3 protein-coding genes are annotated in these 2,611 nt (G+C 52.4%); 1 reads left to right on the top strand and 2 read right to left on the bottom strand.

What is annotated here, in order from left to right:
• Positions 1–215: 215 nt before the first annotated feature.
• Positions 216–443 (bottom strand): YuzB family protein, encoded by a 228-nt coding sequence (locus tag IKE44_RS04480; RefSeq protein WP_011232879.1) that lies wholly within the window; start codon positions 441–443, stop codon positions 216–218.
• Between the two features lie 175 nt (positions 444–618).
• On the opposite strand from IKE44_RS04480, the gene IKE44_RS04475 reads away from it, so the two are divergent.
• A complete protein-coding gene (locus IKE44_RS04475; protein WP_015376083.1) occupies positions 619–1,272 on the top strand; it encodes an RsfA family transcriptional regulator in 654 nt (217 codons plus the stop codon).
• A gap of 138 nt (positions 1,273–1,410) precedes the next feature.
• Here IKE44_RS04475 and lipL read toward each other — a convergent pair whose 3' ends face one another.
• Positions 1,411–2,262: an octanoyl-[GcvH]:protein N-octanoyltransferase gene (lipL, locus tag IKE44_RS04470; protein WP_049624634.1), complete on the bottom strand. Its 852-nt coding sequence runs from the start codon at positions 2,260–2,262 to the stop codon at positions 1,411–1,413.
• Between the last annotated feature and the right edge of the window lie 349 nt (positions 2,263–2,611).

Genomic DNA, 2,611 nt, shown 5'->3' with positions numbered 1-2,611 from the left:
GGAGAGAGTCCTTTTTGCATGACATTTGCTTTTTTCTACCGCGCTTCGCTTGGTGGCCCCGACGAGCGTCGCGAACAAAAGTTCGCAACCCTCGTCGGGGAATCATTCCTGAATGTCACCCACAAATATTTTACTCACACCTTTTTTCTCCGTCTTTCTCCATTATTGACGGAAAAAACAAAAAATCACCTTCTTTCGGCAAAGAAGGTGATCGGTTATCGCTTTTTCAACCTTTCAGCAATTTTATCAATCAGTTCGTCTTCCGTCAGCGCCGCCACCGGACGGTTGTTGACGAAAGCAAACGTCTTTTTCCGCCCTGGGCCGCAATACGACTGGCAGCCGATTTTGATGACCGCATCCGGATCCAGCTTTTTGAGGCGCGGAATCAATGTTTTTAAATTCGGCGCCTTGCAGTCGTCGCAAACGCGAAACTCATTCGCCATCACTCGTCATCCCTTTCCGCAGCGTTTGCTTTGTGTATTCTACCGCTTTCGTGAGAAAATTGCAAGTTGGCATGCTTTCACCCTTGTAATTTGCCAATCCCATAAACTTGCAACGTATAATTTTTTTCCTTTTGGTCCACCCTTTTACTAGCATGGGAAAAAGGAGTGGAGAACAGTGAAACAACGGCAAGACGCTTGGACGGAAGAAGACGATTTATTGTTGGCAGAGACCGTATTGCGCCATGTGCGTGAAGGGAGCACCCAGCTGAACGCGTTTGAAGAAGTCGGCGACAAGCTAAATCGGACATCGGCCGCCTGTGGCTTTCGCTGGAATGCCGTCGTCCGCCATCAGTACGAAGAAGCGCTGCAGCTGGCGAAAAAGCAGCGAAAAGAGCGGCTGCGGCTGCTGGCCAAACAAGGCGGCGCGAAAAAGCGGCGTCTGTACGAGCCCCCGATGCCCTCACTTGAGGAGCTGGGAGAGGTGATGCAGCTGCCTGCCGTCATCCCATCCTCCCCGCCGCAACAAGTGACGCTGGATCAAGTGATCGCTTTTTTGAAAACGTTCCAATCCCATGAACGGAAACGGGAGACGCTGATCAAAGAAAACGAGCGGCTGCGCCGCGAAATTGAAGAATTAAAGCAAAAAAATAAAGAACTTGAAGAAAAGGTTGCGAAATTAGAAGAAAATTCGTCGACCGTCCAAGAAGATTTTGAGACGCTCGTGAAAATCATCAACCGAGCGCGCAAAATGGTGTTAAAAGAGGAAGAAGAGCGGGGACTGACCTTCCGCATGGACCCGAACGGCAACTTGGAAAAAATCGCGGAGTAAATAAAATAAGGATGCCCTGTCCATGGCTGCGCCTTGATCGCACTCTCTCCGGTGCGGCCGAGACACGGAGCATCCTTTTTGCCTGCCGGCGGCGTCAGGCGATGAACGCAGGCTCTTGCTTCTGGGCGGACCGCCCCCTTATTCTCCTGCTAGGAGCTCGCCCTTGAGCGCCGTTTCATTCCGCTCGACGATGCGCGCCCAATACTGCTCATACCAATTCCATTCGCCGTTCTCGAGGGCAGACGAATATAGCTCGCCGCCAAACGACTGCAGCGTGCGCCAAAGGGTGACAAGCAGCTCATCGATCGACAACTCGCAGCCGAGAAGCTCAGACAGCGACGCCATGACAGTTGGGACAACATCGGGGTAGGCGAATTTCGTTTTCTCTCCTTGGCGGCCGAGCTCATAAAAACAGCGAATAAGCTCAGCCCGCGCGGCTCCGCTCCCGTTGACGCAAAGGTAGATTTGCACGGCAACGCCGCCGCGCACGCGCCGTTGCGAAATGCCGGCAAACTTTTTGCCGCCAATGCTCAAGTCATAGTTCCCCGGGCAATACGAACCGACGATTTCCCCCGCCTCAACGCGGGCGCCGTATGAGGCAAGCATGGCGGCCATGAGCGCATACATCGCCTCATACCCTTGCTCGATGGCAATCGTGTTTTTCGTTTCCGGAAAAATGAGCGAAATATTCAACACCCCGCTGTCAAGGACAACGGCCAACCCGCCGGAATTACGGACGACGACGCGATACCCTTCCTGGCGCAAAAACGAAATGGCCTCATCGATGTACGGAAGCTTCGTATCAGCGGCGCCTAAGACGACGGTATTCTCATGCACCCACGTGCGGACGACCGCATCCGACTGTCCCGCACCAACCGCGGTGCATAATGCATCATCGATGGCAAACGATTGTTTCGCATCAAACAGCGGACCGAAATGCGACTGGTCGATGACCCGCCATTTCGGCTGCCGCAGCAATTCATGGCTCATCGCAACAAACCCCTTACGTTGAACGTTCCGCTCTCATTATACCACATCAAACTGGAACGATTACGGCCAATGAACCTCCCCCACTTACGCCTGTAGGCGTTGAAGTGGGGGTTTCTTGCCTTTTTCTTTCCGGGTGTTTCACGATACACCGGGTTTCCCGTGTATCTCGTGACCAAGCACGGAAACACAACAGAAAGAAATAGCAAGTAACATCATGCCAAAGCATGAAGGGTGGGAACTCACCATCTACTACTTCTCGCTTACGCGATCCGTAGATACTTGTGGTTCGTTATTTTCATCGGTCGGAATTCTCCATATAAGTGTTTTGTAAGAATATTGCATGCCGAAT

This window comes from Geobacillus sp. (assembly GCF_017515625.1).
Lineage (GTDB): Bacteria > Bacillota > Bacilli > Bacillales > Anoxybacillaceae > Geobacillus > Geobacillus stearothermophilus.
Note: the sequence above shows the minus strand (reverse complement) of the source record. Positions and strands in the feature narration are given on the sequence as shown.

Coding starts and splice junctions, on each gene's coding strand:
- lipL (WP_049624634.1), bottom strand. CDS start 2,262: ATGAGCCATGAATTGCTGCGGCAGCCGAAATGGCGGGTCATCGACCAG.
- IKE44_RS04480 (WP_011232879.1), bottom strand. CDS start 443: ATGGCGAATGAGTTTCGCGTTTGCGACGACTGCAAGGCGCCGAATTTA.